This window comes from Micromonospora sp. NPDC049497, from assembly GCF_044465805.1.
GTDB lineage: Bacteria > Actinomycetota > Actinomycetes > Mycobacteriales > Micromonosporaceae > Micromonospora.
The window spans coordinates 249,627-272,911 of record NZ_JBITMC010000005.1; the positions used below are offsets into that span (position 1 = coordinate 249,627).

Below are 23,285 nucleotides of genomic sequence, written 5' to 3' on the forward strand. Positions count from 1 at the left end.
GCCGGCGGCGGGAAATGTCACCCGGGCGACCGCGGCGCGGGTCAGTGGCGGGGGGCGACCGCCGCAGCGGCGGCGACGGCGGGCAGCAGCGCGTGTGCCCACACCCGGTAGCCGTCGGCCGAGGGGTGGAAGCCGTCGTGGCAGAGCGTCCCCGCGTCGGCGCGGAAGACCGGGCCGGTCTCGGCGGCCAGGTCGACCACGGTGCCGCCCGCGTCGAGCACCGCGGCGGTCTGCGCCCGGGCGACGCACCGCCCCGACCAGCCGACGAGGTGCCGCAGCGGCGGCGCGATCGAACGGACGGCCCCGAGGTCCGGGCAGGTGCCGACGACGACCTCGACCCGCGCCTCGCGCAGTCGGTGCACGGCCGCCCCGAGGTACGCGGCGGCGTCGGCGGGCCGGCGCAGGGTGGTCGCGTCGTTGGCGCCGATGAGGATCACCGCCACGTCGGGTCGCTCGCCGAGCAGGGCACGGGCCACCTGGGTGGCCAGGTCGGTCGAGCGGGAGCCGGAGACACCGACGCTGGACAGGTGCACCTGCCGGCCGGTGGGGCCCTCGGCGAGGAGGTTGGCGAGCTGACCGCCGATGGTGTCGTCGAGCCGGTCGACGCCGACGCCGAGGGCCGACGAGTCACCGAGCAGCACCAGCCGCAGCGGGGGCGCTCCGGCACGGCCGACGGTGGCCCGTAGGGCCAGGCCCAGCTCGGGCTGGGCGTACCGGCGGTGGCGGGCGACGAAGGCCTGGCCGGCCAGGACGGCCGCGCCGCCGACGGTGCCGGCGACCAGGGAGAGCGCCGCGGTCCGGCCGAGCCGGCCCGCGAGCGTCGAGGGGGAGAGGTGCTCGCTCATGCCGCGGCCTCCGTGTGGTCGGCGCCGGCGGTGAGGGCGCCGTCGCAGATGGTTGGCTCGCTCATGCCAGTCCCTCCACTGTCGGTGAGTCGGTGGCCGGACCGGACGGGGCGACGGCGCCGACACCGAAGAACGCCCGGCGACGCAACTGCGCCCACCGGCCGCCGGGACCGCGGTCGCGGCCCCGGACCTGGACGCCGCTGACCTCCGTGCCCGCGTGCCGGGCCGCCTCCTGTGCGGCCTCCGGCAGTGACCGTACGCCTTCGCCCCGGGCCGGCGCGGCCCGCCGTTCCTGCGCTGCCCCGAGGGCGGACAGCACGGTCGGCAGGAGCGCGGCGGCGGCCACGGCGTAGCCCTCCGCCGAGGGGTGGAACCGGTCCCAGGCGAACATCCGGGTGGGCTCGGCGGCGAAGCGGGGCCCGAGGAGGTTGCCCAGGGAGACCGTCCAGCCGCCGGCCTCGACGACGGCCACCGTCTGGGCGGCGGCGAGCTGCCGGCTCCAGCGCCGGGCCAGCCACCGCAGCGGCGGTTGGATGGGACGGATCGCGCCCAGGTCGGGGCAGGTGCCGACGACCACCTCGCAGCCGACGGCACGCAGTGCCTTCACCGCGTCGACCAGGTAGCGCACGGCGAGGACGGGCGGGGTGCGGTTGGTGACGTCGTTGCCGCCGATGAGGATCACCGCGATGTCGGGCTGGCATTCCAGCGCGGCGTCCACCTGGTGGCGCAGCACGGCGGAGATGGCGCCGACCACGGCGAACCGGTGCAGCCGGACCGGCCGTTGCAGCCGTCGGGACAGGCCGGTGGCGAGCAGCGCGCCGGGCGTCTCCCGGCGTCGGTGCACGCCGTAACCGGCGGCCGAGGAGTCACCGAGCACCACCATCGTGATGGCCGGGCCGGGGAGCCTCGCGCCGTACAGCCCGTCGCAGCGCGGCGGCGGGGCCTCGGCCATCGGGATGGTGCGGCGGGCCTGGCGGGCCTGGCCGATGAGGACGCCGCCGGTCGCGACGGCGGCCGCCGCGGTCGCGCCCGTGCCGATCGCCGCGACCCGGGCGATCTGTCGGACGCGCTGCCAGCGCGGACCACCTCCGACGAGGGAACCAGCGACCTCCATGAACCGACATTATCGCGCCGGCACGACATGCCGCTGTGGTCGTCACGGCGCCCGGGTGCCTGGAAGACGACGCTTCTGGGTACCTCTGTCCCCGGTGACGGCGGGCTTGCGCGGACCCGCCACGCTGACGGACGGAGAGGGGCTGGAGACCATGGGGAAGACACTGCAACGCAGCGCGGCGCTCACCGCGCTCGCGCGGGCGCTGATGGCCGGGGCGCGGGGAGGCCCGTCGCTGGGGAAGCGGCTGGCGGCACTGCCGCGGATGGTCCGGGCCACGGCCCGGAGGGAGTACGACGGCGGGCTGCGGCTGGCGCTGATGACGGCCGCCGCGGCGTACGTCGTCTCGCCGGTCGACCTGCTCCCGGAGCTGCCGCTGGGGCTGTTCGGGCTGGCCGACGACGCGGTCATGGTCACCTGGCTGGCCGGCAGCGTGCTGTCGGAGACCGAACGGTTCCTGGAGTGGGAGGCGCGTCGCAGCTCCGTCGTCCCGGGGCAGGTGATCGGCTGACGGCACGTAGGCTGGGCGGCGAGTATTCGTCTGCCCGGCCGCCTCCGGCGGCGCCGGAGGAGAAGGGCACAACCACGTGCAGTACTACGACAACGTCGTCGAGATGATCGGCAACACCCCGCTGGTACGGCTGCGTAGCGTCACCGAGGGCATCCAGGCGACCGTGCTGGCGAAGGTGGAGTACCTCAACCCGGGTGGTTCGGTGAAGGACCGGATCGCGCTGCGGATGGTGGAGGACGCCGAGGCTGCGGGGATCCTGAAGCCCGGCGGCACCATCGTCGAGCCGACCAGCGGCAACACCGGGGTCGGGCTGGCGCTGGTGGCGCAGCTCAAGGGCTACAAGTGCGTGTTCGTCTGCCCGGACAAGGTCAGCCAGGACAAGCAGGACGTGCTGCGCGCGTACGGCGCCGAGGTCGTGGTCTGCCCGACCGCCGTGGCGCCGGAGGACCCGCGCTCCTACTACAACGTCTCCGACCGGCTGGCCCGCGAGATCCCCGGCGCGTGGAAGCCCGACCAGTACAGCAACCCGGCCAACCCGCGCTCGCACTACGAGACGACCGGCCCCGAGCTGTGGCAGCAGACCGGTGGCCAGATCACCCACTTCGTGGCGGGCGTCGGCACGGGCGGCACCATCTCCGGCATCGGCCGCTACCTGAAGGAGGCGTCCGAGGGCCGGGTCACGGTCGTCGGCGCGGACCCGGAGGGCTCCGTCTACTCCGGCGGCACCGGACGCCCGTACCTCGTCGAGGGCGTCGGCGAGGACTTCTGGCCGACGACGTACGACCGGGGTGTCGCCGACGACATCATCGAGGTCTCCGACAAGGCGTCGTTCGAGATGACCCGGCGGCTGGCCCGCGAGGAGGGCCTGCTGGTCGGCGGTTCCTGCGGCATGGCCGTGGTGGCGGCGCTGGAGGTGGCCCGCAAGGCCGGCCCGGAGGACGTGGTCGTGGTGCTCCTGCCGGACTCCGGCAAGGGGTACCTGTCGAAGATCTTCAATGACAAGTGGATGGCCCGGTACGGCTTCCTCGACGACTCGGGCACCGAGCCGACCGTGGCCGACGCGCTCGCCAGCAAGCCGGGCGGCCTGCCCGAGCTGGTCCACGTGCACCCGACCGAGACGGTCCGCGACGCGATCGACTACATGCGCGAGTACGGCGTCTCCCAGCTCCCGGTGCTGAAGGCCGAGCCCCCGGTGGTGACCGGCGAGGTCGCCGGCTCGATCGCGGAGAAGGACCTGCTCGACGCGCTGTTCACCGGGCAGGCGCACCTGCACGACACGATCGAGCGCCACATGGGCGACCCGCTGCCGATGATCGGTGGGGGTCAGCCGGTGAGCGAGGCGGTGGCGATGCTGGAGAAGTCCGACGCCGCCCTGGTGCTGGTCGACGGCAAGCCGAAGGGCGTGCTGACCCGACAGGACCTGCTCGCCCACCTCGGCGCCCGCTGAGACGTGAGAGGGGCCCCTGTACGCAGGGGCCCCTCTCAACGGCTCACCGGGACAGCTCCGTGGGCACAGCGACCGCGTCGACCAGCGCGCCCTTACGCAGCACGGTGACCGGGAGGCGGCTGCCGATGGCGTCACCGAGCATCAGCCGCTGCAGGCCCTGGCCGTCGCTGACCGGCCGGCCGCCGGCCGAGAGGATGACGTCGCCCAGGTAGATGCCGGCCACCCCGGCCGGGCTGCCCGGCACGACCTCCACGACCCGCAGGCCGCGCCGCTGGCCGGTGCGCGCGACGATCTCCGGCGGCAGCGGCACCGGTACGCCGGCCACGCCCAGCCACGCGCGGCGTACCCGGCCGTGTGCGGTGAGGTCGGCGACGATCCGCCGGGTGGTGGCGTTGATCGGCACGGCCAGTCCGAGCCCGTAGCCGGCGACGGCGGTGTTCACCCCGACGACCCGGCCCGCCGCGTCGGCGAGCGCTCCACCCGAGTTGCCCGGGTTCAGCGCGGCGTCGGTCTGGATGACGTCCTCGATGAGACGGGTGACCCGTCCGTCCCGGGCCGGCAGCGACCGGCCCAGCCCGGAGACGACCCCGGCGGTGACCGACCCGGCCAGCCCCATCGGGTTGCCGACCGCCACCACCAGCTGGCCGATCCGTAGCCGGTCCGCGTCGCCCAGTTCGACCGCCGGCACGGTGGCTCCCTCGACCCGCAGCACCGCGAGGTCGGAGAGCGGGTCGGCGCCGACCACCCGGAACCGGGTCTCGGTGCCGTCGCCGAACTCCGCCGACCCGCCCGGGGCGCCCCGCACCACGTGCGCGCTGGTCAGCAACAGGCCGTCGGCGCCGATCAGGACGGCGGAGCCGGCGCCGGCTCCGCGCGGGGTCGGGACCGACAGCGCGGCCACGCTGGGCAGCACCCGCGCCGCCACCGTCGTGACCACCCGGGAGTACGCGTCGAGCGCGGCGACCTCGGCCGGCTCGGGCGTCGTGTGATCGGTGTCCATGCCCCGGGCAACGCCACCGGACCGACACCCATGCCCCGATCCGCTCAGAGCGAACGTCCCCCGGTCACCGGGCCGCCCTCGCCGGTTGCCACGGATGCCGACCGACAGTCACCGTGAGTGAGAGCGACAGTCAACACCGTGCGTGATTGCTGGCCGCCGGGCGATGTCATCCGGCCGACCACTTTGCTCTGCACCCTCATGCGCGCCGGGTCCTGGCCTGCGTGCGTAGGCAAGGAGGGCCGCTCGTCGCCGGGGCAGGTCGCTCACCTTGGGTTACTGGCGCATATGGGGGTGCAGAGCAAAGTGGTGCAGTGGGAGAGGTGGGGGACGGTCGTTGGGTTGCGGAGGGTGACGATCGCGCTGAGTGGTGCACGCGGCGGGCCGGGCGATGGGTCGGGTGGCGGGGCCGGGCGATGGGTCGGGCCGGTGGGTCACAGGTCGCGGGCGTAGCGAAGCTGGGGCGTGGGGCTGGAACCGATCCAGTCCTCGCGTACCACGCCGGTGGGCGCCCAGCCGCCGCGCTCGTAGAAGCGGCGGGCGTGCGCGTTGTCCCGGAGCACCCAGAGCACCGCGCGTCGCCACGACCGCGTCCGCATCGTGGCCAGGGCGTCGACCATCAGCGCACGGCCCACCCCGCGTCCCCGCTCCGCCGGGTCCAGGTGGATGGCGTGCAGGATTCCGGTCGACGGGTCCCCCTCGTCGTCCGGGCCGACGTAGCTGAAGCCGGCCAGCCCGCCGTCCCGCTCGGCCACGGTCAGCGCGTGGTCGTCACGCTCCCAGCCCCACCGTTCCGTCCACCAGAGGCCCATCATCTCCGGCGACGGGTCGGACAGCGCCTCCGGAGGCAGGAAGGCCGAGTAGGCGGCCACCCGGGAGCGGTGGTGCAGCGCGCCCACCGCCATCAGATCGGCCGGTACACCGGGACGCAGCGTGACGGTCACCCGGCCGAGGCTACCCGGCGGGGCGGCACCGGCACCGTGATCAGGTCCTCGGCGATGACCAGATCGCCGTTGAAGTGTTCGCGAGCCTCGTCGACGAAGCGGCTCGTGTCCCCGTACCGCTGGGAGAAGTGGGTGAGCACGAGCTGGCGTACGCCCGACTCGGTCGCCACCCGCGCGGCCTGCGCCGCGGTGAGGTGGCCGACCTCGGCGGCGAGCGCGGCCTCGGAGTCGAGGAAGGTCGACTCGATGACGAGCATGTCGGCGTGCTCGGCGAGGGCGTACACCCCGTCGCAGAGGCCGGTGTCCATCACGAAGGCGAACCGCTGCCCCGGCCGGGGAACGCTCACCTCGTCCCGGGTGACGCGACGCCCGCCGACGTCGAGGTGGCCGACGCGGAGCAGCTCCCCGACCGCCGGACCCGCGATGCCGTACGCGGACAGCTTCTCCGGCAGCATCCGGCAACCGTCCGGCTCGATGAGCCGGTAGCCGTACGTGTCGATGGGGTGTCGCAGCCGGCGGGCCTCCAGCGTGCCGCGGCGCAGCGGGATCCGCTGCCCGTCGGTCTCGATGGGCTGCACGGCCAGCTCGGCGGTCTCGTAGAAGGAGCTGGCGTGCCGCAGCCGGGCGAAGTACTGGGCGCCCTCGGCGGGGAAGTGCACCGCCACCGTGTGCGGCACCCGGTCCAGCGAGAGGCGCTGGATGGTCCCGGGCAGGCCGAGGCAGTGGTCGCCGTGGAAGTGCGTGACGCAGATCCGGGTCAGGTCGGTGGCGGTGACCGTGGTGTGCAGCAGTTGCCGCTGGCTGCCCTCACCCGGGTCGAAGAGGATCACCTCGTCGTCCCAGCGCAGCACGTACCCGTTGTGGTTGCGCCGGCGGGTCGGCGCCTGACTGGCCGTCCCCAGCACCACCAGTTCGCGCATCGCCACGGTGACCTCCGGCCGCGCATATGAAACGACCCCCGGGGCTTCCGCGCTCGCGCGCGGGCCGACTGGACTGGGTCGGCACCCCGGGGGTCGGGTGGCTGTCGTGGTTTCGCCGCACCGCTGCCACACGGTCTCGACGATCGTTCATGCCCGCCTCGCGGCGGACGAGTTATCACTGTCGAGGACAGCGGCTAGCGGACAGCCACCTCACGAGTCCGATTGCTATACAAGTCTGGACCACCTCCTTTCCCGTGTACCGCCACGCTATCCACTCCCCGGCGGCTCCGGCAACGGATTTCGATCACAGGCCCGGCGGGAACACCGTCAGGAGGCGACGGCGATGCCGATCGGGCCCTCGCGGGGGCCGTCTCCGACTGCCGGCTGAACCGCCAGGGACGGGAAGTCGGCCAGGTCGCCCTCCGGCTCGGCGTCCCACTCGGGGAACACCAGGTCGCTCTGGAGGTAGAGGCAGAGCAGTTGGGTGAGGTGCCGCAGCCCGTCGAGGTGGGTGCGCTCGTGTCCGTGGGTGGCGTCCACGCCGAAGCCGAGCAACGCCACCCGGGCGTGCGCGCCCGCCTCGACCGCCGCCGCCACGTCCGAGCGGTAGTACTCGAAGACGTCCCGGACCAGGTCCACCCCGTGCTCGCGGGCGATCGAGGCGAGGTTGCGGGTCAGGTGGTAGTCGAACGGGCCGACGCCGTCGCCCATCGCCAGGGTGGCCGCGTCCTCCCGGGACTGCTGGCCGGGGGCGACCACCGCCGCGTCCACCGAGACGATCTCCGCGACGTCGGGGTCGAGGCCGTGGGACGCCCCGTGGCCGATCTCCTCGGTGACGGTCACCAGCAGATGCGCGGTGACCGCCGGGGTGACGCCCGCGTCGACCATCGCCTTGAACGCGGTCAGCACCGCCGCCACGCCGGCCTTGTCGTCCAGGTGCCGCGACTTGACGAACCCGGTTGGGGTGATCTGCGGGTTCGGCAGGAACGCGACGAAGTCGCCGGCGTCGATCCCCAGCGCCCGCAGGCCGGCGATGTCCTCCACCGGCTCGTCCACCCGGACCTCGACGTGCTGCCAGCCGACGCCCTGGACGTCGACGTCCTCGTTGTAGCGGTGCCCGCTGGCCTTGAGCGGGAGCACCTGGCCGGTGATCACCCGCTCCAGGTCGTCGGTGAAGATCCGTACGTGGGCGCCCTCGGCGAACCGGGCGCTGTGCGTACCGATGGTCTTCAGCTCCAACCGACCGTTCTCCTTGAGCCGCTTGACCATGCCGCCGATCGTGTCGGTGTGCACCACGATCGCCCGGTCGGCGCCGGTGGACCGGGGGCCGGTCAGGCAGGCGCTGAGCGCCCCGCGCCGGGTGAGCGTGGAGGAGATCCCGAGCGCCGAGAGGCGTTCGCCCACGTACTGCTGCACATGGTCGGTACGCCCCGACGGGCTCGGGATCTCCAGCAGCTCCACCAGCACCTGGCGCAGGTAGTCCATGTCGAGCGGGAGCGGGGCGGGCTTGCGTACGGTCATGCCCCTGAGCTTGCCGCACCCGCGGGGGACCACAGACGCTGAGGTGCCCGCGTGCCCGGGAAGAGCAGGTCGACGAAGCGCTCGGCGGTCGGCTGCGGCTCGTGGTTGGCCAGGCCGGGCCGCTCGTTCGCCTCGATGAACACGTGCTCGGGCTGGCCCGGGGCGGGCACCAGCAGGTCCAGCCCGGTGACCGGGATGTCCAGGGCCCGGCTCGCCGTCACGCACGCCTCGGCGATCACCGGGTGCAGCTCCGCGGTGACGTCGTGGATCGTGCCGCCGGTGTGCAGGTTCGCGGTCCGGCGTACGACGAGGACCTCGCCCTCGGGCAGCACGTCGTCCATCCCGTACCCGGCCTCGGCGACCACCTCGCGGGTCATGTCGTCGACCGGTATCCGCGACTCGCCGCCCGTGGCGGCGGCGCGGCGACGGCTCTGCCGGTCGATCAGCTCGGCGACGTCGTGCACCCCGTCGCCGGTGATGGCGGCCGGCCGGCGGACCGCCGCGGCCACCACCTCGTGGTCGATGACGACGACCCGCAGGTCCTCGCCGGAGCACAGCTCCTCCAGCAGCACCTCCGGGCAGAACCGGGCGGCCAGCTCCACGGCGGCGGTCAGCGCCTCGGGCGTCCGCACACCCACCGTGATGCCGTTGCCCTGCTCGCCCCGGGCCGGCTTGACCACCAGCGCGCCGACCTCGGCGAGGAACGCCGCGTCGGCCCCGTCGCCGGTCGCGGTGCGGCCGCGCGGCACGCGCAGCCCCGCCTCGGCGAGGATCCGGCGGGTGACCCGCTTGTCGTCACACCGGCTCATCGCCACCGCCGAGGTGAGCTCGGACAGCGACTCGCGGGTGAGGACGGTCCGGCCGCCGACGGTGAGCCGCAACTCGCCCCAGGCGGGGTCGGTCACGTCCACCCGGATGCCGCGCCGCATCGCCTCGTCCGCGACGATCTTCGCGTACGGGTTGAGCCGGTCGTACCCCTCCGGCATGGCGGGCAGGAACAGCCGCTCGTTGATCGGGTTCTTCCGCTTCACGCACAGGGTGGACGTCCGGTAGAAGCCGAGCCGCTCGTAGAGCCGGATCGCCCCGGCGTTCTCCGCCAGCACGGACAGGTCCACGAACGCGCGGCCGCGCTCGACCAGCCGGGCCGCCAGCGCGGTGATCAGCGCCTGGCCGGTGCCGGGTGGAGCGGCGTTGAAGTCGACGGTGAGACACCAGAGGCTGGCCCCGTTGTCCGGGTCGTCGAAGACGGCGACGTGGTCGACGCCCGTGATGGTGCCGACGATCTCGCCGGTGACGTTCTCCGCGACCAGGTGCAGGAACCGGTCGGTGCCGGCGTTGTCGACCAGCACCTCGACCGGCGCGGTGACCATGCCGTTCGCCGCGTAGATGCGGTTGACGGCGTCCGCGTCGGCGGCGTCCCGCAGCGCACGGATCGTCAGGCCGGGGATCGCGCCGTCGTCCGGCAGCTCGTGGTCCAGCGGCAGCCGGTACGTCAGCGACGGGTCGATGAACAACTCGTCGGGCAGCCGGGACACCAGCACGTGGGGATCCCGCAGGTAGATGCAGATGTCCCGGGAGCCGGCGGCCTCCGAGCGCAGCACGTCGGCGACGGCGGCCTGGTCGGCGAAGGTCTGGCCGAAGACCAGGCGGCCCCAGCCGCAGTCCAGCACCACGCCGGCGCCGCCGTCCGACCCGGTGTCGGTGGCCGGTCCGGTGGTCGCGGCCACCGGGTCGCCGCCCGGGCCGACCCGCTCGTAGCGGCGGGTCCGGCCGCGTACCTGGTCCGCCCGGGCCACCCCGGTCGCGAGGGTCTCGGTCACGGTCAGTCGATTCCGTGGCTCTGGAGCCACATTTCCAGGAGTCCGAGTTGCCACAGCTTGTTTCCGTTCAACGGGGTCAGTTCGGCGTTCGGGTCGGCGACGAGCGCGTCCACGTACCCGGTGCGGAACAGGTCGCGACGGCGGGCCTCGGGCGCGGAGAGCGCATCCCGGACCCGGTCGAGGAGCTTGCCCTCCAGGTGGGTGAGGCCGGGGACCGGGAAGTAGCCCTTGGGCCGGTCGATCACCTCGTGCGGCAGCACGCGGCGCCCGATCTCCTTGAGCACACCCTTGCCGCCCTGGGCCAGCTTCAGCTCCGGCGGGCAGCTCGCGGCGAGCTCCACGAACTCGTGGTCGAGGAACGGCACACGTGCCTCCAGCCCGTGCGCCATGGTCATGTTGTCCACCCGCTTGACCGGGTCGTCGGTCAGCATGACCTGCGTGTCGATGCGCAGGCCCGCGTCCACGGCGGTCTCCGCGCCGGCCCGCGCGAGGTGCGCGGCCACGAACTCCCGCGCCGGGTCGCCGTCGGCCAGCCAGGCCGGGTTGAGCACCTGCGCCAGTCCGGCCGCGTCGCGGTCGAAGAAGGCCCGGGCGTACGTGTCGAGGGCTTCCTCGCGACCGATGCGCGCCAGCGGCGGGTACCAGTGGTAACCGCCCAGGATCTCGTCCGCGCCCTGCCCCGACTGCACCACCTTGACGTGCCGCGCCACCTCCTGGCTGAGCAGGTAGAAGGCCACGCAGTCGTGGCTGACCATCGGCTCGCTCATGGCCGCGACGGCGGCCTCCAGCGGCGGCACGAGGTCGCCGGTGGGCACCTTGATCTGGTGGTGGTCGGTGTCGAACGTCTTCGCCACCAGGTCGGAGTAGCGGAACTCGTCGCCCTCCCGGCCGCCGACGGAGTCGAAGCCGATCGAGAAGGTGGAGAGGCCGCGCTGTCCCTCTTCGGCGAGCAGGGCCACGACGAGGCTGGAGTCCAGGCCACCGGAGAGCAGGACGCCGACCGGCACGTCGGCGACCATCCGTCGGCGTACGGCGGTGGTCAGCGACTCCAGCAGGGCGTCCTGCCAGTCCTTCTCCGACCAGCCGGCCCGCCCGGCGTCCCGGGTGAAGGACGGGTCCCAGTAGACCCGCTCGGAGGTCGAACCGTCGGGCTCGTACACCCGAACGGTCGCCGGGGGCAGCTTGGCGACGCCGCGCAGGATGGTCCGGGGCGGCGGCACGATGCTGTGGAAGCTCAGGTAGTGGGCGAGCGCGACCGGGTCGATGGAGGTGTCGATCCCGCCGGCGGCCAGCAGTGCGGGCAGGGTGCTGGCGAAGCGCACGACGCCCGGCGTCTCGGCCACGTACAGCGGCTTGATGCCGAGGCGGTCCCGGGCCAGCACCAGGCGGCCGGTGTCCCGCTCGCTGATCGCCACGGCGAACATGCCGATCAGGTGGTCGACGAAGTCGAGGCCCCACTCGGCGTACGCCTTGACGACGACCTCGCTGTCTCCGGAGGAGAAGAAGCGGTGGCCCCTGGCCTGGAGTTCCGCGCGCAGCTCGCGGTAGTTGTAGATGCACCCGTTGAAGACACCGGTGAGGCCGGCGTCCGCGTCCACCAGCGGCTGCCCGCTCGCGGCGGAGAGGTCGATGATCTTGAGGCGGCGGTGCCCGAGGGCTGTCGCCCCCTGGGCCCACACCCCGCTGTCGTCCGGTCCCCGGTCACTCATCGTGGCCGCCATGCGTTCCACCGCCGCTACGTCGGCGCGTGAGCCGTCACGGCGAAACTCTCCCGCAAGTCCGCACATGGCAGGCAATGGTGCCAGAGGATGTTGCGATTCGCCTGTTGAGATGATGACGATTGCGTGACGTCGTTGCTAGGATGCGCACCTCTTGCTCACGCTGCGTGATCTGCGCCGGGCTTACGGCCCCGGCGTGACCGGTGCCCGAATCGACCCGGGCCTGCGATGTGACAAACACCGCAGGCCCGGCAACGCCGTCGCCTGTGGTCAGCCGGCGGTACGGGCCACGCCGACCGGGCAGCTCAGCCCGTTCGGGCCGTGGTTGCAGTACCCGTTCGGGTTCTTCGTCGGCGCCAGGTACTGCTGGTGGTAGTCCTCGGCGAAGTAGTACTCCCCGAGCCGGTCGATCTCCGTGGTGATCTCACCCTTGCCGGCCCGCGCCACGATCGGCGCGAACGCGTCCCGGGACGCCTGCGCGGTGGCGAGCTGCTCGTCGGTGGTCACGTAGATCGTCGACCGGTACTGGGTGCCCACGTCGTTGCCCTGGCGCATGCCCTGGGTGGGGTCGTGGTTCTCCCAGAAGACCTTGAGCAGGTCCTCGTAGCTGATCCCCTTCGGGTCGTACACGACCTGGACCACCTCGGCGTGCCCGGTCCGACCCGAGCAGACCTCGTCGTACGTCGGGTTCTCGGTGTAGCCGCCCGCGTAGCCGGCGGAGGTGGTGACGACGCCCGGCAGGGTCCAGAACAGGCGCTCGGCGCCCCAGAAACAACCCATCCCGAAGACGGCCACCTGCGCGCCCTCCGGGAACGGACCCTTCAGCGGGGTGCCCAGCACCTCGTGCCGGTCGGCGATCGGCATCGCGATCGGACGGCCCGGGATCGCCTGGTCCGGGGTGATCATGTCGGCCTTCATGCGGCGCAGGAACACGATGGGACTCCTTTCGTACGCTTCGCAGCGTGCAACGCCGCCGGGCCCCGCTTCCTTACCCGTCGTCTCCACACTCAGGCGCGCGTGCGGATGGTGGGTTCGCCGATGGTGGAGTTGTTCGCCGGGGAGTCGTCGCCGTCATCGACGAGTACGTGCTGCGCCGGCCGGTCGGCGGTACCGACGTGATGCGGGATCAGCTCCGCCACCTGGCGGAGATGAGCGGCCGGCACCACATCCACCTGCACGTGGTGCCGGCCGCCGTCGGCTCCTACCCCGGTCTGAACGGCGCGTTCGTCGTCGCCACCACCCCGGACGGCGACGATGTGGCCTATCTGGACAACCAACTCCAGGGGCACGTGGTGTCGCACGGCCCGGACGTACTATCACTGGTGCGGACCTGGGAGTCGGTGCGCGCCGAGGCGTTGTCCGCCCGGCAGAGCGCCGAGCTGATCGAGGAGGCGGCACAGGCATGGACCTGACCGGGGCGGTGTGGGTGAAGAGCACGCGCAGCAGCGGGAACTCCGGCGACTGCGTGGAGGTGGCGCGCAACCTGCCCGGTGTCGTCGCCGTACGGGACAGCAAGAACCGGCAGGGGCCGGCGCTGACCTTCCCGCCGGCCGCCTGGTGCGCCTTCGTTGCCGCGCCGCCCGCCCGCTGACGGGTGTCCCTCCCGTCCGCCCTGCCGGCGGTCACCCCCGTCCGCCCGGACACCGACGAGGCCCTGGCGCGGTCGCTGCTCGCGGTGCAGCACGCCGCGTACGCCGTCGAGGCCGCCCTCATCGGCGACGACCGCATCCCGCCGCTGCACGAGACCCTGGCCGACCTGTCCGCGGCGCCCCTGCGCTGGCTCGGCGCCCGCGTCGACGGGCGGCTGCTCGGCGCGATCGCCTGGACCGAGGACGCCGCCGTCGTCGACATCGACCGCCTGGTGGTCGACCCGGCGGCCCACCGGCGCGGCGTCGGGCGGGCCCTGGTGACCGCGGTGCTGGACCGCGCCGGCTCGCGCCGCGTCCTGGTCGCCACCGGTCGCGCCAACCGGCCCGCCCGCCGCCTCTACGAGACTCTCGGCTTCGCGGCGGCCACCGAGGAGGAGGTCGTCCCCGGTCTCTGGATCACCCGGTACGCCCGGCCGAGCTGACGCCGGCCCCGTCCTTGCGTCCGCCGGTGTCCCGAAACGGTGGATCACCTCCCGGATGCCCGGCTTCCACCGGACGCCGCAGGGGCCCCTTCCGCTCAGCCCATCGGGTCATGGAGTCGTACTGCCTGCCGTGACAGGGTGAGGCTCCAGCCACGGAGGAGGCGGTTCGCATGCGTTCGATCATGGGACGGCGGGGGGTGCGAGCGGCCGGACGACTGGCCGTGGCGACCCTTCTCACGGCGGTGGGGGTCCTCGCCGGATCAGCACCGGCGTACGCGGACGCCACCGGGACCGTCGCCTTCTGGAGCATGGACGAACCGGCGGGCGCGACCGTGCTCAAGGACAGCAGCGGCAACGGACGCAACGGCACCATCGGGTCGGAGGTGGTCACCGGCGCCCTGTACGACGGCGCGACCGGACACCGCTTCGCCTTCCACAACCCCGTCGAGAAGGAGTACGTGCCGGGGCACGTGAACCTGGTGCCGGCGAGCACCGCCTTCAACCCGGACGCCGGCGATTTCTCGTTCACCATCCGCTACCGCACCACGTACTCCTTCGGGAACATCATGCAGAAGGGGCAGGGGGCCACGGCCGGCGGCTACTGGAAGTTCGAGGCGCCCTCGGGCAAACCCAAGTGCCTGTTCCGGGGCGGCAACGGCGCCTCGCGTACCGGCTACACCGGAGTGTCCATCGCCGACGGTCAGTGGCACACCGTGACCTGCGTCCGCACCTCGGCCTACGTCGAGATGTACGTCGACGGGGTGCGGACGAGTCGGCTGACCGGCCCCACCGGCACCATCGCGAACAACTGGCAGCTGTCGATCGGCGGCAAGAGCAGCTGCGACGGCGTCAACGTCACCTGTGACTACTTCGCCGGGGACATCGACTACATCAGGATCCTCAAGGGCGCGGGCGGCGCCGCCAACCAGGCTCCGGTCGCCGACCTCGCCCCGACCTGCTCCGGTCTGGTCTGCACGCTGTCCGCCGCGGGCTCCACCGACGCCGACGGCGCGATCCAGAACCACACCTGGAACTTCGGCGACGGTACGACCACCGGCACCGGCAGCGTGCCGACGACCTCGCACACCTTCGCGCAGGCCGGCACGTACACCGTCACGCTGACCGTCACCGACGACCGGGGTGCCACCGACACGGCCACCGCGCAGGTCACGGTCGCGCCGGTCGCGGAGGCGATCTCGTTCGTCGGGCAGGCCACCGGCAACACCAACGCCCTCACCCACGCCGTGACGGTGCCGTCCACCGTCCAGCCCGGCGACGCCCTGCTGCTGTTCCTGAGCCAGAACACCCCGGCCACCACCGGCGCGCCCACCGGGGTCGCCGGATGGACCCCGCTCGACCGGGTGGCCGGCGGCAACGGCGCCACCACAGCCTGGTGGAAGGTGGCGGAGGCGGCCGACGCGGGATCCACCGTACGGGTGACGCTCGGGTCGCAGTCGAAGGGCAACCTGGTCCTCGCCGCCTACCGGGGCACGGACCCGACCCAGCCGGTGGCCGCGTTCAACCGCTCCACGGACACCGCCAGCACCGCCGTCCGCGTCACCCCGTACGCCCCGGTCACGGCGGAGCGGAACTGGGGAATGTCGTACTGGATGCACGGCGACAGCGTCTCCACCTCGCTCGTCGCCCCGTCCGGCGTCCAGGTGCGCAGCAACAGCTCGCAGACCGGCGGCGGCCGGGTGACCGGCCTGCTGGCCGACTCGGGCGGTTCGGTGCCGACCGGCACCTACGGCGGCCTGGCGGCCGTCGGGGCGGCGGCCAGCACCACCACGACGACCTGGACGGTCATCCTCCAGCCATGAGCACCGTGCCGTCCCGGGCCGGTCCGCCTCGACCGGTCCGGGACGGCACCGGGTCGACCCGTCCCGTTGGCTCCCCGTACGCCGGGGCGACGCCGTGGGTCAGCGGCCGGCCAGGGCCTCGGCGACCCGGTCGGCGTACCGCCGGGCCTCCGCGTCATCGGCGTAGCGGGTGCGGGGCCAGAAGAAGCCCCGCAGGCCGTCACCCTTGGTCCGGGGCACCACGTGGGTGTGCAGGTGCGGCACCGACTGCGACACCTTGTTGTTCATCGCCACGAACGTGCCGCCGGCGTCGAGCCCGGCCTCCACCGCGACGGCCAGCCGCCGTACCAGCCCGAAGTGGCCGGCCAGCGACTCGGGCGGCAGGTCGGCGAGGGTGACCAGGTGGGTGCGGGGCACCACCAGCACGTGGCCCTTGAACACCGGCCGGGTGTCCAGGAACGCCACCCCGTCCGGCTCGTCGACGACCCGGAACGCCGGCACGTCACCCGCCACGATCCCGCAGAACACACACCCTGCCACGTCCGGATGGTAGAGCCGTGGGTCGAAGGATTGCCTGCCGGCGCGCGTTAAGCGGGGGCCCTTCCTCTACCGGAGGCGTTAAGCGGGGGCCCTTCCTTGCACTGGACTAACGTCTGCGGAATGAGTCACGGCTTCGAGACGCTCGCCATCCACGCCGGCCAGGACCCCGAGGCCCGCACCGGCGCGGTGATCCCACCGATCTACCAGACCAGCACCTACGCCCAGGACGCCGTCGGCGCCCCCCGGCTGGGCTACGAGTACAGCCGCTCGGGCAACCCGACCCGCGACGCGCTCCAGGAGTGCCTCGCCGCGCTGGAGGGCGGGCCGGTCGCGCTCGCCTTCGCCAGCGGCCTGGCCGCCGAGGACACGCTCCTGCGGACCGTCTGCGCACCGGGTGACCACGTGGTCATCCCCGACGACGCGTACGGCGGCACGTACCGGCTCTTCGCCAAGGTGGCCGAGCGCTGGGGTCTCGCGTACACCCCGGCGAAGGTCTCCGACCCCGACGCCGTGCGGGCCGCGATCCGCCCGGGCACGACGAAGATCGTGTGGGTGGAGACGCCCACCAACCCGCTGCTGGGCATCGCCGACATCGCGGCCCTGGCGGCCGTCGCGCACGACGCCGGCGCGCTGCTGGTGGTCGACAACACGTTCGCCTCGCCGTACCTCCAGCAGCCCATCGCGCACGGCGCGGACGTCGTGGTGCACTCCACCACCAAGTACGTCGGCGGGCACTCCGACGTGGTCGGCGGCGCGCTGGTCGCGGCCGACCAGGGCCTCGGCGAGGAACTGCGCTACCACCAGAACGCGATGGGCGCCGTCAACGGTCCGTTCGACGCGTGGCTCACCCTGCGGGGCATCAAGACCCTGGGCGTACGCATGGACCGGCACTGCGACAACGCCGAGCGGATCGCCGCGTACCTGGAGGGGCACGCCAAGGTCGGTCAGGTGATCTACCCGGGGCTGCCCTCGCACCCGGGCCACGAGGTCGCCGCGAAGCAGATGCGCCGCTTCGGCGGCATGATCTCGTTCCGGGCGGCCGGCGGCGAGGACCACGCCGTGGAGATCTGCAACCGGGCCCGGCTCTTCGTGCTCGCCGAGTCGCTGGGGGGCGTGGAGTCCCTGATCGAGCACCCGGGCCGGATGACACACGCAAGTGCCGCCGGCTCGCCGCTTGAAGTTCCCGGCGATCTCGTGCGACTGTCTGTCGGCATCGAGACGGTCGACGACCTGCTCGCTGATCTGGAGCAGGCGCTGGGCTGACCGCGCACTGGGGAGGGTGGCCGTGCAGGACATCATGCCGACCTGGGTCGGGGCGACCGCGAAGCAGATCGCCCGGGGTGTACGCCGCGGCGACGTGTCGGCCACCCAGGTGGTCGCCGACCACCTCGACCACATCGCCCGGGCCGACGCCGACCTCGCCGCGTTCCGCGCGGTACGCGGCGGGGAGGCGATCACCGAGGCCGAGAAGGTCGACGAGCAGGAGGACCTGGCCAACCTCCCCCTCGCGGGCGTGCCGGTGGCCGTGAAGGAGAACACCCCCGTCGCCGGTCTGCCGACGTGGAACGGCTCGGCAGCGGCCCGCACGGCGATCGCCGAGGCCGACCACGAGGTGGTCCGCCGGTTGCGCGGCGCGGGGGCGGTGATCCTCGGTGTCACCCGGATGCCGGAACTCGGCCTGTGGGGCATCACCGACGACGAGACGGCGGTCACCCGTAACCCCTGGGACTCGACGCGTACGCCCGGCGGCTCCTCCGGGGGTGCGGCCGCCGCGGTGGCCGCGGGCCTGGTGCCGCTCGCGCACGGCAACGACGGCCTCGGATCCATCCGGATCCCGGCGGCCTGCTGCGGCCTGGTCGGCCTGAAGCCGGGCCGCGGCGTGATCCCGTGCCAGTTGGGGGCGGACGACTGGTTCGGCCTCACCGAGCACGGCATGCTCGCCACCACCGTCGCCGACGCGGCGGTCGGTTTCCAGGTGCTCGCCGGTCGCCGGCAGGAGAAGCTGGTGCCGCCGCAGCGGCTGCGGGTTGGGGTGTCGCTCCGGTCGCCGGTGCGGGGCGTGCAGCCCGACCAGCCGAACCGGGACGCCGTCGCCGCCGCGGGCCGGCTGCTCGCCGCCGCCGGCCACGACACCGTGCCGGCCGATCCGGTCTATCCGACCGCGCTGGGCCTGCAGGGCATCGCCACGTGGTTCGCCGCGGCCGCCGCCGACGTGCGCGCGGCCGGCATCGACCGGGCCGGCCTCCAGCGCCGCAACCGCCGGCACGTCGCGCTCGGCGAGTGGGCGCAGCGCCGTGGGTACGTGCGGGAGGCCGACCGGGCCGCCTGGCGCGAACGGTCGATCGGCTTCTTCACCGACCACTCGGTCGACCTGCTGCTCACCCCGGCGTTGGCCACCGCCCCGCCGGAGGCGGCCGGCTGGTGGGGCCGGTCCTGGCGGGCGAACATGGTCACCAACATCCGGTACGCCCCGTACGCGGCGCCGTGGAACATCGCCGGCTTGCCGGCCATCGTGGTTCCGGTGGGCCGCCGTCCGGACGGGCTGCCGGTGGCGGTGCAACTGGTCGGTCCGCCCGGCTCGGAGCTGCTGCTCCTCGGCGTCGCCGGCCAGTTCGAGATGGAGGCCCCCTGGGCCCGGCACGCCCCCGGCTACCCCCGCGTCGGAACGGGGTCGCCGGCCACCGCATGATCGACTAGCCTGCCCGTACCTTCGAGCGAGGACGGCCGGCCATGCGGTGCCCCACCTGCGACCACGACAACACGGCGACGATCCAGGAGTGCCCGACCTGCCACACCCCCGTCGGTGCGCCCGTCCTCCGGCCCGACGTGCAGGTCCGGCCGGTGCGCGGAATCGGGCGGGCCACCGCGGTGGCCGTCGGCGTGGCCACCCTGGGCTACCTGCTGACGGTGCTGGCCCTGCCGGTCAGCGCGGCGATCACGGCGGAGGCGGGCCGCCGGCTCGACGCTGACCTCGTGCTGACGGCGGACCTGCTGCAGACGGCGGCGGGCCTGCCGTACCTGGTCGGCGTCCTGACCGCCGCCGTCCTCATGATCATCTGGACCTGGCGGGCTTTCAAGAACCTGGACGCCTTCCCCGGCGCGGGCGGCCAACTCTCCGACGGCTGGGCGATTGCCGGGTGGCTCGTGCCGTTCGCCAACTTCGTCGTGCCGTACCGGGTGGTCGCCAACATCGCCCGGGACAGCCTGTGGCGGCTGTCCACCCCCGGGCTGGTCAAGCTCTGGTGGGGCGCCTGGCTGGTGTTCCTGTTCGGCGACTGGTACGTCGGGCGGAACGACCTCCGGGCCTACCTTGCCCTGGCCTCGACCCCCCGGACCTCCGCCCAGTTCCAGGCGTACACCGACTACTTCACAGCCGCGATCGGCCCGTATGCCGTCGTCGGCCTGGCGTGCGCGGTGGCCGGGACCTCGCTGATCGTGCTGATCCACCGGATCTCCGCCGCGCAGGAGGCGCGCATCGCCCGGGCGTCGAGCGGTCCCGTCCTGCCCGGCTCGACCGTGTCCGCTCCCATCGGCGTGTACCTGGCGTCGCCGCCGGCCGCGCCGGCGGCGGGTGGCACGATCGGGGCATGACGGAACTGGTCGGCCTGGACGACGTACGCGCCGCGCGTGAGCTGCTCGCGGGCGTCGTCCGTACCACCCCGCTGGAGCCCTCCCGGCCGCTGAGCGCGCAGTTGGGGGGCCCGGCCTGGCTCAAGTGCGAGAACCTGCAACGGGCCGGCTCCTACAAGGTGCGCGGCGCGTACGTGCGGATCTCCCGGCTGTCGGAGGCGGAGCGGGCCGGTGGCGTGGTGGCCGCGAGCGCCGGCAACCACGCGCAGGGGGTGGCGCTCGCCGCCGGTCTGGTCGGTACGCACGCCACCGTCTTCATGCCGGTGAACGCGCCGCTGCCGAAGGTCGCGGCCACCAAGGGGTACGGCGCGCGCGTCGAACTGGTCGGCAACACGGTCGACGAGTCGCTGGTCGCGGCGCAGACGTTCGCCGAGCGGACCGGTGCGGTGCTGATCCACCCCTTCGACCACCCCGACGTTATCGCCGGCCAGGGCACGGTGGCGCTGGAAATCCTCGAACAGTGCCCCGACGTGAAGACGATCATCACCGGGGTGGGCGGTGGTGGCCTGGTGTCCGGCATCGCGGTGGTGGCGAAGGCGCTGCGCCCCGACGTCCGCGTGGTGGGCGTGCAGGCGGCCAGCGCCGCAGCCTTCCCACCCTCACTGGTGGCCGGCGAACCGGTACGCCTCCCGGCGTTCAGCACGATCGCCGACGGCATCGCGGTCGGGCGGCCGGGGGAGCTGACCTTCACCCACGTCCGCAAGCTCGTCGACGAGGTGGTGACGGTCTCCGAGGAGGACATCTCCCGGGCGCTGCTGATGCTGCTGGAGCGCGGCAAGCAGGTGGTCGAGCCGGCCGGCGCGGTCGGTGTGGCCGCGCTGCTGGCCGGCGCGGTGGAGGTGGAGGCCCCGGTCGTGGCGGTGCTCTCCGGCGGCAACATCGACCCGCTGCTGATGATGCGGGTCATCGAGCACGGCCTCGCCGCCGCCGGTCGCTACCTGCGGGTCACGGTGCGCTGCACGGACCGGCCGGGCCAGCTCGCGTCGCTGCTCAGCGAGATCGCCGAGCACCGGGCGAACGTGGTGGACGTCGAGCACCAGCGGGCCAACCCGCACCTGCGACTGGGCGAGGTGGAGGTCGCGCTGTCGGTGGAGACCCGCGGTGTGGAGCACTCGGACACGCTGATCAGCGCCCTGCGGGCGAGCGGCTACCAGGTGGTCTTCGCGGCCGAGGCGTGACACCGGTCGGTGTCACGCCTCGGTCCTCGATGTCGCACGTCGCGTGCTCCGCTCCGACCGGCTCGGCCGGTGGGGCGCCCGGAGGTGGGACTCAGCCGGAGAACGGCTCGAAGCTGACCACGGTCACCTTGATGTCCGCGCCGCTGGGGGCGGTGTAGGTGCAGGTCTGGCCGGGACGGCAGTGCAGGATCGACTTGCCCAGCGCCGACTCCGGGCTGTAGACCGTCAGGTCCGTGGTCGACGAGATCTCCCGGGAACCGAGCAGGAAGGTCTCGGTGTCGTCCTTGTCGTCGTCGAAGTAGATCGTCACGACCATGCCGGGCGCCACGGTGTCGGCGGTGGGGGCCTCGCCGACCTGGGCGGTGCGGAGCAGCTCCTTCAGGTAGAGGATGCGACCCTCGGCCTTGCCCTGCTCCTCGCGGGCGGCGTGGTAGCCACCGTTCTCCCGCAGGTCGCCCTCCTCGCGCCGGGCGTTGATCTCGGCCGCGATGACCGGCCGGTTGGCGATCAGCTCGTCGAGCTCAGCCTGGAGGCGGTTGAACGCGTCCTGGGACAGCCAGGTGGCGGGCGCCTCGTTGCCAGTGGACACAGGCGTTCTCCTCATATGTGCGTGCTGGCTGACAGGTGAAGTTCCAAGTTACCAGTGCCGTACGACACACGTTGCCGGTGATCAAGCGCCCGGTCCGGTCAGGCGGCGGGCCGGCAGCGCAGGACCTCGCCGATGAACGCGCGGCCACTGGTCGCCAGGCGGTGCCGCGTGGTGACGTGCCGCTGCCCGGGCGACGCGGTCACGGTCACCTGTTCCAGGCCGACCTGAGCGCCGGCGCGGTCCCGGGCCCGCAGCACGCACACGGCCCGGCCGCCCTCCGGCACGGTCACCCGGAAGTCGACCAGCACCTGCTCGTCGGTGATCTCCGTGTAGGTGATCACCTCGGCCCGGTAGGTCGGATCGCCGTACTGCTGGTAGAGCCGGAGGCTGACCACGCCCAGCGCGGCCACCAGCGCGACCGCCAGCAGCGCGACCAGCAGCGGACGGCGGCGGCCGGGCTGCCGGCGACGGCCGTAACGGCCGGGCGGGAATACCGGCGCGTCCGTTCCGGTTGTGGCGTGCGTCTCGGTCACCGGCGGGTATCTCCTGGCGTTGTTGTCGGCTGGATCGGCAAGAATGGCAGAGTTCCATTCTCCCAGCCGGCCCTGCTGTCAAGCATGACAGGTCGGCGCCGGCAGGTCCGGGCACGGGGCAGGATTACGGCAGGTCAGCCGGGCGGTCCGGGGGTGACCGCCGGCGGGCAGAGACGAGGAGCGCCAAAGGTGGCAGAGCGACTGCGACTCATGGCCGTGCACGCGCATCCGGACGACGAGTCCAGCAAGGGTGCCGCTACCACCGCCAAGTACGTGGCCGAGGGCGTGGACGTCCTCGTGGTGACGTGCACCGGGGGAGAGCGCGGAAGTGTGCTCAACCCGAAGATGGATCGACCGGACGTGTGGGCCGACATCGGGGAGATCCGTCGCGCCGAGATGGACGCCGCCCGCGCCATCCTCGGCGTCGAGCAGGCCTGGCTGGGCTTCGTCGACTCGGGGCTGCCCGAGGGTGACCCGCTGCCGCCGCTGCCCGAGGGCTGCTTCGCCCTCCAGACGGTCGAGGACGCGGCGGGGCCGCTGGTGCGCCTGATGCGGCAGTTCCGTCCGCACGTCGTCACCACGTACGACGAGGAGGGCGGTTACCCGCACCCCGACCACATCATGACGCACAAGATCAGCGTCGAGGCGTTCGAGGCGGCGGGTGACCCGGAGCGCTACCCGGACCTCGGGGAGCCCTGGCAGCCGCTCAAGCTCTACTACGACATCGGGTTCTCCAAGGGCAAGATCATGGCCCTGCACGAGGGGATGCTCGCCGCCGGCCTGGAGTCGCCGTACGGGGAGTGGATCAAGCGGTGGGAGGACCGGCCGGACAAGGGCCCGCGCATCACCACCCGCGTCGAGTGCGCCGACTACTTCCCGGTCCGGGACGACGCCCTGCGCGCCCACGCCACCCAGATCGACCCGGACGGCTTCTGGTTCCACGTGCCGATGGACCTCCAGCGGCGGGCCTGGCCGACGGAGGACTTCGAGCTGGTCCGGTCGCTGGTCGACAGTCCGCTGCCGGAGTCGGACCTCTTCGCCGGTGTGCGCGAGACGGCCCATGCCCGCTGACCGGGCACGGGGCTACTCTGGTCTCCAACCGCACATCGGA

The 23,285-nt window shown here is 73.1% G+C and carries 23 protein-coding genes and 1 pseudogene; 11 read left to right on the top strand and 13 right to left on the bottom strand.

Annotated features, from left to right (window positions below; genetic code table 11):
* Window positions 1-41: 41 nt before the first annotated feature.
* Both ACIBR0_RS10555 and ACIBR0_RS10560 read right to left on the bottom strand, forming a co-directional pair.
* Window positions 42-845, bottom strand: coding sequence for an SGNH/GDSL hydrolase family protein (locus ACIBR0_RS10555; protein ID WP_396714222.1), 804 nt, complete (start codon window positions 843-845; stop codon window positions 42-44).
* Window positions 842-1,959: pseudogene (locus ACIBR0_RS10560) on the bottom strand (SGNH/GDSL hydrolase family protein). The gene ACIBR0_RS10555 and the pseudogene ACIBR0_RS10560 overlap by 4 nt, the downstream one beginning before the upstream one ends.
* Before the next feature lie 151 nt (window positions 1,960-2,110).
* Here ACIBR0_RS10560 and ACIBR0_RS10565 point away from each other — a divergent pair.
* Together ACIBR0_RS10565 and ACIBR0_RS10570 are read left to right on the top strand one after the other, a co-directional pair.
* The gene (locus ACIBR0_RS10565; RefSeq protein WP_396714224.1) at window positions 2,111-2,467 is read left to right on the top strand and encodes a YkvA family protein; all 357 of its coding nucleotides are present in this window, start codon (window positions 2,111-2,113) and stop codon (window positions 2,465-2,467) included.
* 76 nt (window positions 2,468-2,543) lie between these two features.
* Window positions 2,544-3,914 (top strand): cystathionine beta-synthase, encoded by a 1,371-nt coding sequence (locus tag ACIBR0_RS10570; RefSeq protein WP_396714226.1) that lies wholly within the window; start codon window positions 2,544-2,546, stop codon window positions 3,912-3,914.
* Window positions 3,915-3,957: 43 nt separating this feature from the next.
* Here the strand turns inward: ACIBR0_RS10570 and ACIBR0_RS10575 are convergent, their stop codons facing one another.
* From ACIBR0_RS10575 to ACIBR0_RS10610, 8 genes are all read right to left on the bottom strand, one after another.
* On the bottom strand, window positions 3,958-4,914 hold the full coding sequence (locus ACIBR0_RS10575) for a S1C family serine protease (RefSeq protein WP_396714228.1): 957 nt from the start codon (window positions 4,912-4,914) through the stop codon (window positions 3,958-3,960).
* Between the two features lie 431 nt (window positions 4,915-5,345).
* Window positions 5,346-5,855: a GNAT family N-acetyltransferase gene (locus ACIBR0_RS10580; RefSeq protein ID WP_396714230.1), complete on the bottom strand. Its 510-nt coding sequence runs from the start codon at window positions 5,853-5,855 to the stop codon at window positions 5,346-5,348.
* Window positions 5,852-6,781 (bottom strand): ribonuclease Z, encoded by a 930-nt coding sequence (locus ACIBR0_RS10585; protein WP_396714232.1) that lies wholly within the window; start codon window positions 6,779-6,781, stop codon window positions 5,852-5,854. Before ACIBR0_RS10585 ends, ACIBR0_RS10580 begins: the two co-directional genes overlap by 4 nt.
* A 321-nt stretch (window positions 6,782-7,102) precedes the next feature.
* Window positions 7,103-8,296 (bottom strand): osmoprotectant NAGGN system M42 family peptidase, encoded by a 1,194-nt coding sequence (locus ACIBR0_RS10590; protein WP_396714233.1) that lies wholly within the window; start codon window positions 8,294-8,296, stop codon window positions 7,103-7,105.
* Entirely contained in the window at window positions 8,293-10,116 is a 1,824-nt protein-coding gene (gene ngg, locus ACIBR0_RS10595; protein WP_396714235.1) for an N-acetylglutaminylglutamine synthetase, read from the bottom strand. Before ngg ends, ACIBR0_RS10590 begins: the two co-directional genes overlap by 4 nt.
* A gap of 2 nt (window positions 10,117-10,118) precedes the next feature.
* Window positions 10,119-11,903 (bottom strand): N-acetylglutaminylglutamine amidotransferase, encoded by a 1,785-nt coding sequence (locus ACIBR0_RS10600; protein ID WP_396714237.1) that lies wholly within the window; start codon window positions 11,901-11,903, stop codon window positions 10,119-10,121.
* Window positions 11,904-12,104: 201 nt separating this feature from the next.
* A complete protein-coding gene (gene msrA / locus ACIBR0_RS10605) occupies window positions 12,105-12,767 on the bottom strand; it encodes a peptide-methionine (S)-S-oxide reductase MsrA (protein ID WP_396714239.1) in 663 nt (220 codons plus the stop codon).
* A gap of 74 nt (window positions 12,768-12,841) precedes the next feature.
* Window positions 12,842-12,973, bottom strand: a complete 132-nt coding sequence (locus ACIBR0_RS10610) for a hypothetical protein (protein WP_396714241.1) — start codon at window positions 12,971-12,973, stop codon at window positions 12,842-12,844.
* On the opposite strand from ACIBR0_RS10610, the gene ACIBR0_RS10615 reads away from it, so the two are divergent.
* The 4 genes from ACIBR0_RS10615 (at window position 12,953) to ACIBR0_RS10630 (ending at window position 15,725) form a co-directional block, all read left to right on the top strand.
* Entirely contained in the window at window positions 12,953-13,246 is a 294-nt protein-coding gene (locus ACIBR0_RS10615; RefSeq protein WP_396714243.1) for a Scr1 family TA system antitoxin-like transcriptional regulator, read from the top strand. The two genes, ACIBR0_RS10610 and ACIBR0_RS10615, sit on opposite strands and share 21 nt — an antisense overlap.
* Entirely contained in the window at window positions 13,237-13,425 is a 189-nt protein-coding gene (locus ACIBR0_RS10620; protein ID WP_396714245.1) for a DUF397 domain-containing protein, read from the top strand. Before ACIBR0_RS10615 ends, ACIBR0_RS10620 begins: the two co-directional genes overlap by 10 nt.
* 3 nt (window positions 13,426-13,428) lie before the next feature.
* Window positions 13,429-13,905, top strand: coding sequence for a GNAT family N-acetyltransferase (locus tag ACIBR0_RS10625; RefSeq protein WP_396714247.1), 477 nt, complete (start codon window positions 13,429-13,431; stop codon window positions 13,903-13,905).
* Between the two features lie 221 nt (window positions 13,906-14,126).
* Window positions 14,127-15,725 carry a PKD domain-containing protein gene (locus tag ACIBR0_RS10630; protein WP_396714249.1) on the top strand — a complete coding sequence of 533 codons (1,599 nt, stop codon included), beginning with the start codon at window positions 14,127-14,129 and terminating at the stop codon, window positions 15,723-15,725.
* Between the two features lie 99 nt (window positions 15,726-15,824).
* Here ACIBR0_RS10630 and ACIBR0_RS10635 read toward each other — a convergent pair whose 3' ends face one another.
* Window positions 15,825-16,244, bottom strand: coding sequence for an HIT family protein (locus ACIBR0_RS10635; RefSeq protein ID WP_396714251.1), 420 nt, complete (start codon window positions 16,242-16,244; stop codon window positions 15,825-15,827).
* 120 nt (window positions 16,245-16,364) lie between these two features.
* Here ACIBR0_RS10635 and ACIBR0_RS10640 point away from each other — a divergent pair, with 120 nt between their 5' ends.
* From ACIBR0_RS10640 to ilvA, 4 genes are read left to right on the top strand one after another with little or no spacing between them, the layout of a single operon-like run.
* Window positions 16,365-17,507 carry a cystathionine gamma-synthase gene (locus ACIBR0_RS10640; RefSeq protein WP_357038688.1) on the top strand — a complete coding sequence of 381 codons (1,143 nt, stop codon included), beginning with the start codon at window positions 16,365-16,367 and terminating at the stop codon, window positions 17,505-17,507.
* 16 nt (window positions 17,508-17,523) lie between these two features.
* Window positions 17,524-18,933: an amidase gene (locus tag ACIBR0_RS10645; RefSeq protein ID WP_396714253.1), complete on the top strand. Its 1,410-nt coding sequence runs from the start codon at window positions 17,524-17,526 to the stop codon at window positions 18,931-18,933.
* 41 nt (window positions 18,934-18,974) lie between these two features.
* The gene (locus ACIBR0_RS10650; RefSeq protein ID WP_396714255.1) at window positions 18,975-19,835 is read left to right on the top strand and encodes a DUF4328 domain-containing protein; all 861 of its coding nucleotides are present in this window, start codon (window positions 18,975-18,977) and stop codon (window positions 19,833-19,835) included.
* Window positions 19,832-21,052 carry a threonine ammonia-lyase gene (gene ilvA / locus ACIBR0_RS10655; RefSeq protein WP_396714257.1) on the top strand — a complete coding sequence of 407 codons (1,221 nt, stop codon included), beginning with the start codon at window positions 19,832-19,834 and terminating at the stop codon, window positions 21,050-21,052. Before ACIBR0_RS10650 ends, ilvA begins: the two co-directional genes overlap by 4 nt.
* A gap of 91 nt (window positions 21,053-21,143) precedes the next feature.
* On the opposite strand, the gene greA is transcribed toward ilvA, so the two are convergent.
* Window positions 21,144-21,641: a transcription elongation factor GreA gene (gene greA, locus ACIBR0_RS10660; RefSeq protein WP_396714259.1), complete on the bottom strand. Its 498-nt coding sequence runs from the start codon at window positions 21,639-21,641 to the stop codon at window positions 21,144-21,146.
* A 98-nt stretch (window positions 21,642-21,739) separates the two neighbouring features.
* The gene (locus tag ACIBR0_RS10665) at window positions 21,740-22,174 is read right to left on the bottom strand and encodes a DUF4307 domain-containing protein (protein WP_396714261.1); all 435 of its coding nucleotides are present in this window, start codon (window positions 22,172-22,174) and stop codon (window positions 21,740-21,742) included.
* 189 nt (window positions 22,175-22,363) lie between these two features.
* Between ACIBR0_RS10665 and mca the strand changes: the two genes are divergently transcribed.
* Entirely contained in the window at window positions 22,364-23,245 is an 882-nt protein-coding gene (gene mca / locus ACIBR0_RS10670) for a mycothiol conjugate amidase Mca (protein ID WP_396714263.1), read from the top strand.
* Window positions 23,246-23,285: the final 40 nt, after the last annotated feature.